The 6,027-nt window shown below is 37.3% G+C and carries 6 protein-coding genes; all 6 read left to right on the top strand.

What is annotated here, in order from left to right; genetic code table 11:
* Positions 1 to 3: 3 nt before the first annotated feature.
* The 6 genes from ptsP to Q4489_RS05220 all read left to right on the top strand — a co-directional run bounded on the left by ptsP (position 4) and on the right by Q4489_RS05220 (position 5,882).
* Positions 4 to 2,280 carry a phosphoenolpyruvate--protein phosphotransferase gene (gene ptsP, locus Q4489_RS05195; RefSeq protein ID WP_303477876.1) on the top strand — a complete coding sequence of 759 codons (2,277 nt, stop codon included), beginning with the start codon at positions 4 to 6 and terminating at the stop codon, positions 2,278 to 2,280.
* A gap of 56 nt (positions 2,281 to 2,336) precedes the next feature.
* Positions 2,337 to 3,131, top strand: coding sequence for a sulfite exporter TauE/SafE family protein (locus Q4489_RS05200; RefSeq protein WP_303477878.1), 795 nt, complete (start codon positions 2,337 to 2,339; stop codon positions 3,129 to 3,131).
* A 56-nt stretch (positions 3,132 to 3,187) separates the two neighbouring features.
* Positions 3,188 to 4,039: a thymidylate synthase gene (locus Q4489_RS05205; protein ID WP_303477879.1), complete on the top strand. Its 852-nt coding sequence runs from the start codon at positions 3,188 to 3,190 to the stop codon at positions 4,037 to 4,039.
* A gap of 410 nt (positions 4,040 to 4,449) precedes the next feature.
* Positions 4,450 to 4,635 carry a hypothetical protein gene (locus Q4489_RS05210; RefSeq protein ID WP_303477880.1) on the top strand — a complete coding sequence of 62 codons (186 nt, stop codon included), beginning with the start codon at positions 4,450 to 4,452 and terminating at the stop codon, positions 4,633 to 4,635.
* A 46-nt stretch (positions 4,636 to 4,681) separates the two neighbouring features.
* Complete coding sequence (locus tag Q4489_RS05215) at positions 4,682 to 5,026, top strand: hypothetical protein (RefSeq protein WP_303477881.1); 345 nt, start codon at positions 4,682 to 4,684, stop codon at positions 5,024 to 5,026.
* A 103-nt stretch (positions 5,027 to 5,129) separates the two neighbouring features.
* A complete protein-coding gene (locus Q4489_RS05220) occupies positions 5,130 to 5,882 on the top strand; it encodes a CPBP family intramembrane glutamic endopeptidase (RefSeq protein ID WP_303477882.1) in 753 nt (250 codons plus the stop codon).
* Positions 5,883 to 6,027: the final 145 nt, after the last annotated feature.

The raw sequence follows: 6,027 nt of genomic DNA on the forward strand, positions 1-6,027 counted from the left end.
CAGATGTTAACCAGTTTACGTAAAATAGTACTGGAGTTTAGCCAAGATAGTGCACTTGATAGTGCGCTAACGCGTATTGTCACGCAAATAAAAACGGTGATGCGCACTGACTGTTGCTCAATTTATTTGGCGGATCATCAGAAACAACACTTTATATTAATGGCTACTGATGGTCTTGCTCAAGAGTCATTAGGACAAACAACTTTAGGCTTTAGTGAAGGGCTTATTGGATTGGTTGCCCAACGTGAAGAACCTCTAAATATCGCTAATGCTCGTCAACACCCGCATTTTGTGCATGCTCCAGCAGTGAAAGAAGATAAGTTCAATGCTTTTTTAGGCACACCCATTATTCATCAACGAAAAGTGTTGGGCGTTATTTCAATTCAACAAGAACAAGCACGCTATTTTACAGAAACGGAAGAAGCCTTTATTGTTACTCTTGCTGCGCAAATTGCCACCGCAATCGCCAGCGCAGAAGCAACAGATATATTGACCAAGCAGCAAGGCAACAGCCAATGGGTTTCCTCAATTAAAGGGGTTGCAGGCTCTTCAGGTGTTGCGATGGCACCCATCTTTTCGATGCAACCTAATATTGAGCTTCGTAGTGTCTCTTTGAAGCAAACAAATGAAGTCGTGCACGAGCAGCAACGTTTTTTGAAGGCTGTTAAGTCAACGCGTGCTGACTTTGAACGGATGACTAAAGAGCTTGCTCGTAGCATTGCAGATAATAGTTTAGATATCTTTGATATGTATAAACAACTATTAGACAACGCAAATCTTGGTAAAGAAGTCAGCGAAAAAATAGCGCAAGGCTGGACTGCTGAAAGTGCTTTAAGGCTAGTAATAGATGGCTATGTAGTTCAGTTTGAGGGGTTAGATGATGATTATCTTCGAGAACGTGCGAGTGATATTAAAGATTTAGGTAATCGTATTTTATATAATCTAAAAGTACTAAATACAACCGTACAAGCGGTGCCTGAATCCTTTATTTTAGTGGCCGAAGATGTAACAGCAGCGTTAGTAGCTGAATATCAGCATTTAGGGCTAAAAGGCATTGTCTCCCTGCAGGGGTCAAATAATTCACATGCTGCCATTTTAGCGCGAGCATTAGCAATTCCTGCTGTAATGGGTGTAAACCGTATCCCATTAGAGAAAGTTGACCAAGCAATGTGCATTATTGATGGGTATAGTGGTGAGCTTTTCGTGGCGCCCAATGATGCGCTCATAAGAGAATATGAACATTTAATTGCTGAAGAAACAGCGCTTACCGCTAAAGTAAAAGAAGTTGAAGGCTTACCTGCTGAAACGCCTGATGGTAAAACTATAGCAGTGCTATTAAATGCGGGGTTATCTTCAGGGTTTGAACATACTAAAACGACGGGTGTTGAAGGTATTGGTTTGTATCGTACTGAAATTCCGTTTATGAATAAGAATTGCTTTCCTTCTGAGGTTGAGCAAACCGTATTATACCAGCAAGTTTTACAAGCTTTTCCTGGGCAAGTGGTCACCATGCGTACGTTAGATGTTGGTGGTGATAAAGCTTTACCTTATTTTCCCATCATTGAAGATAACCCCTTTCTTGGCTGGCGAGGTATTCGTATTACGCTTGATCACCCTGAAATATTTTTATTGCAAGTGCGGGCAATGTTACGTGCTAACGCTAATATTGGTAATTTAGAAATTATGTTACCGATGGTTTCGAGTATAGTGGAAGTAGATGAAGCCATACGATTGATAAATCAGGCTTATTTTGAGTTGTCTGCTGAGCTTGAGTTTGAACCAGGAAAATCATTACCTAAACCTAAAATAGGTATAATGATTGAAGTGCCTAGTGTTATTTTTCAATTAGGTGAACTAGCACAGAAGGTGGACTTCTTTTCTGTCGGCAGCAATGATTTAACACAATATCTACTCGCAGTTGATCGAAATAATGCACGTGTTGCAAATTTATATAATTCATACCACCCATCGGTGTTAAAAGCATTAAATATGATTGCTCAAGAATCTCAGCGTTTTATGGTACCATTAAGCTTGTGTGGAGAATTAGCAAGTGAACCAGCTGGCGCTTTATTATTGCTCGCAATGGGCTATGATAAAATAAGTATGAACTCACATAATGTTGCACGTATAACATGGGTTATTCGCCATGTAGAGTATAAAACTGCAAAAGCAATATTATCAAAAGCTCTTACTTTTTCCGATGCCCAACAGGTTATTGATTACCTTAATGAACAACTTGAACTATTGAACTTGGGTGGTTTTGTTCGCGCCGGTATGTAGGCTCACATTATTGTTTTTTTCTTCGTTGCCTTCATGCCTATTATTGGAAATCAAACATGTTTATAAATGTCGTTATTTCTTGTGCCTTATTAGGATGTATAGCAGGCTTTCTAGCAGGATTGCTTGGCATAGGTGGAGGGTTAGTCATTGTACCTGCACTGGTCTATTTATTACCTTTACTAGGCGTAAATGCTGAGTTAGTGATGCCTATTGCTATTGCAACATCTTTAGCGTCAATTGTTTTTACTTCTGCATCTGCAAGTTTTGCTCATCATAAAAATAGTAATATTCCTTGGCCATTGGCTAAACAACTTATGATCATGATTGCTTTAGGTGCCATATCAGGAGCCTATGTGGCTGATTCACTTTCTACTGAGGTATTAACCTATATTTTTGCAACAGCTGTGATTATTTTAGCCTCTTACATGTTGTTTTCTATAAAAGTACAAAAGAGCAAACCTTTACCTGGAGATCATATTATTCGTGTTATGGGGTTCGGTACTGGGTGTATTTCTAGCATGATGGGGATAGCAGGTGGTGCTATATTAGTGCCTTTATTAAGTTATTATTCGGTGTCTATCCGGCATGCTATCGGCACAGCAACGGTGTGTGGTTTAGTGGTGGCTTTATTTGGCGCCGCAGGTTTTATCATCACGGGTTTAGATCAACCAAACTTACCTCAATGGAGTTTAGGTTATATTTTTTTACCTGCTTTGTTAGGCATTGTATTAACGTCTTCATTATTTGCGCCATATGGAGTGAGAATGGCGGGCAAATTACCCGTTCGGTATTTACAACGAATGTTTGCTGGCTTTTTAATTCTTGTGGCGATAAGAATGATTTTTCGTTAAAAAATAGCGTACAATCTCCATAAATAGCGGAACATTAATTAGAGTCATAAACAACCATGAAACAATATTTAGCGTTATGTAAAAACATCATTGAACAAGGCCAATGGGTAACAAATGAACGTACAGGTAAAAAGTGCTTAACGTTGATCAATGCAGATTTAGAGTATGATGTAGCAGGTAATAAGTTTCCGCTAATTACAACACGCAAAAGTTTTTATAAAGCCGCCATCGCTGAATTGCTTGGTTATTTACGTGGTTACAGTAACGCTGCACAATTTCGTGAAATAGGCTGTAACACTTGGAACGCCAATGCAAATGATAACGACGCCTGGTTGAATAACCCTCATCGCAAAGGTGAAGATGATATGGGTAGGGTTTATGGTGTGCAAGGACGTGCATGGCAAAAGCCTGACGGTACCCCGTTAGATCAGCTTAAAAAAGTGGTTGATAACCTTGCTAACGGTATTGATGATCGCGGTGAAATTATTACCTTTTATAATCCTGGTGAATTTGATTTAGGTTGTTTACGCCCTTGTATGCATACTCACACCTTTTCACTGTTAGGTGATACGCTTTATTTAACCAGCTACCAACGTTCGTGTGATGTGCCTCTGGGTTTAAACTTCAATCAAGTTCAAGTATTTACCTTTTTAGCGTTAATGGCACAAATTACTGGTCACAAACCTGGTAAGGCCTACCATAAAATAGTCAATGCGCATATTTATGAAGATCAACTGCCGTTACTACGTGACGTACAATTAACCAGAGAACCGTTTGCTTCACCGCAGCTTGAAATTAATCCTGATATTAAATCGTTAAAAGATTTGGAAACATGGGTAACAACGGACGACTTTACGGTTAAAGGCTATCAACATCATGAAGCAATTGCTTACCCATTTAGTGTTTAGCGGTTAAACTTTCTCCATTTTTATTCACTTCACCGAAAATATAATGTTGGCGATACATAAGGCATTTTAATTCGCTAAATGCCTAGCCAACCTTTATACAAGCTTTTTACAATGTTTTTAAATAGCCAATATTGGCTGCCTACTCTACTTTTGACTCTAACTTCTGAATATGGATTACCGTGCTGATTTCCTGATGATGAGAAACCAGTGTTGCTATCAAGTTATATGAAGATTTTTCTGTCAGATTTTATTTAATGTTTTTCAGGAGTTAAAAGCGGCTGCCTTTAGTGAACGATCGCGTAAGAAAGTAAAGTCAGCCTTATTAACTACTCATTCTCATGGTGAGATTGAGTCAACCAACAAACCAGCGTTATTGATTAGAAAATGCTAGATACATGGAGCGTAATATTATGCGTGAATTAAACGTAAATGAGATAGAACAAGTAGATGGTGGTGTTAGAGGCCTAGGTTGGGGAGCGGTTGGCGCATATTTATATGAGTCAGTAGGCGGAGCAAAAGGAATTAATGATCATCTTAGAAAGTCTTGGGCTTCAGCCTCAGCAAGCGCTCGTTATTATTACCGTAAGTTGTTCTAGTAGATTATCCCCCCTCAATGTAAAGTTGAAGGGGGAATATCATTATATGTTTAAATATTTATTATCTCTTTGTATGTTGATTTTAGCCGTTTACTTCGACGAGAAAGTTACCGTTTTAAGAAAAGGAGATTTTGTATTTTTTCCTTTTATATTGGGAGTCTTGCCAAGTTTTATTTCCGCTCTATTTTTACCTTTGGCATATTCTCTTTTTAAAGAAGTGAAGCTGATTGCATTAAAAACCTCATATGGAATTGTTATAGGCTTATTTTTTTATGAACTTAGTCAGGTGTTTATAGCCGAAGCCACATTCGATTATTATGATTTGATTTTTACCTTATTAGGCGGTTTGTTGTTTACAATTATTTTTTATTCAATTAGGTACTTTAAATGAGTACGGTTAATGATATACAGAAAAGGAGCATTAGCTCCACCAACAGTAGGGCTAGTATGACATTCGAACAACTGTAATACTAACCCGAAATATATTAACAATTATGACAACAAACGAAATAACAAATAATACCCAACCCAAAAATTCACTAACCAGTTTATTTTTCATATCACTTTGGCTAATCGCTTTATTAATTTTAACGCCAATGATGCTTAGCATTTTTTTTGATGCTTATTTTGGTATCCAACAAGGGGATAACTATTCTCCTGACGCTTTTTATGATTGGGTTAATAGTATTCCGGTTTTATTAAAATTGTCGCTAATGGCATCACTAATAAATATATACATCTTGGTCAAGGCAACACATGAAAACAATTGGACGAAACGATTAGATTATTGGGCAGTTCATTCAGTTAATCGTCAAGAGTTAGTGAAATGGTTAGCTGTTGTATTAATTTTTTTGTGTGTATCAACATTATTGGGTGTAGTACTAAATCTACCCATTGAAAATTTCATGCTTGATGTGCAAGCCGCTAATGATAGTTTAGCGATGCTTTTGCTTATTATCGTCACTGTCTCTATTGTTATCCCTATTATGGAGGAATTAATCTTTCGTGGTTGGCTTTATAGTAAAATAAAGCAGACTAATTTAGGGGATATTGGCGCATTAGTCATAACTACGTTTGTATTTACTGCAATTCATGCGCAATATGACAATTTGAATACTTTAATTTATATTTTCTCTTTAGGTTTATTGTTAGGTTTTATTCGTTATAAAACTGATAATACTAGTAATACGGTTGTCATTCATATTTTTCTTAACAGCTTGGTTTTAATAGAACTATTTTACTTTTAACTCTTTCTCAATAAGTCACTTTTTTAAACATTTAAACATTACTTGAACAGAGGTTAGGGCGGTTTCTGTGTAGTGGCACAATAAATTTGGCCATCTAATTAGAGGTGATAGAATCACCGCAACTGATTAGGTATTAATATGACAA

It is taken from the genome of Thalassotalea sp. 1_MG-2023 (assembly GCF_030546745.1).
GTDB lineage: Bacteria > Pseudomonadota > Gammaproteobacteria > Enterobacterales > Alteromonadaceae > Thalassotalea_C.

Excerpts from the sequence above, each read along its gene's own strand:
- Q4489_RS05205 (WP_303477879.1), top strand. The coding sequence starts at position 3,188 with ATGAAACAATATTTAGCGTTATGTAAAAACATCATTGAACAAGGCCAA.
- Q4489_RS05200 (WP_303477878.1), top strand. The coding sequence starts at position 2,337 with ATGTTTATAAATGTCGTTATTTCTTGTGCCTTATTAGGATGTATAGCA.
- ptsP (WP_303477876.1), top strand. The coding sequence starts at position 4 with ATGTTAACCAGTTTACGTAAAATAGTACTGGAGTTTAGCCAAGATAGT.
- Q4489_RS05215 (WP_303477881.1), top strand. The coding sequence starts at position 4,682 with ATGTTTAAATATTTATTATCTCTTTGTATGTTGATTTTAGCCGTTTAC.
- Q4489_RS05210 (WP_303477880.1), top strand. The coding sequence starts at position 4,450 with ATGCGTGAATTAAACGTAAATGAGATAGAACAAGTAGATGGTGGTGTT.
- Q4489_RS05220 (WP_303477882.1), top strand. The coding sequence starts at position 5,130 with ATGACAACAAACGAAATAACAAATAATACCCAACCCAAAAATTCACTA.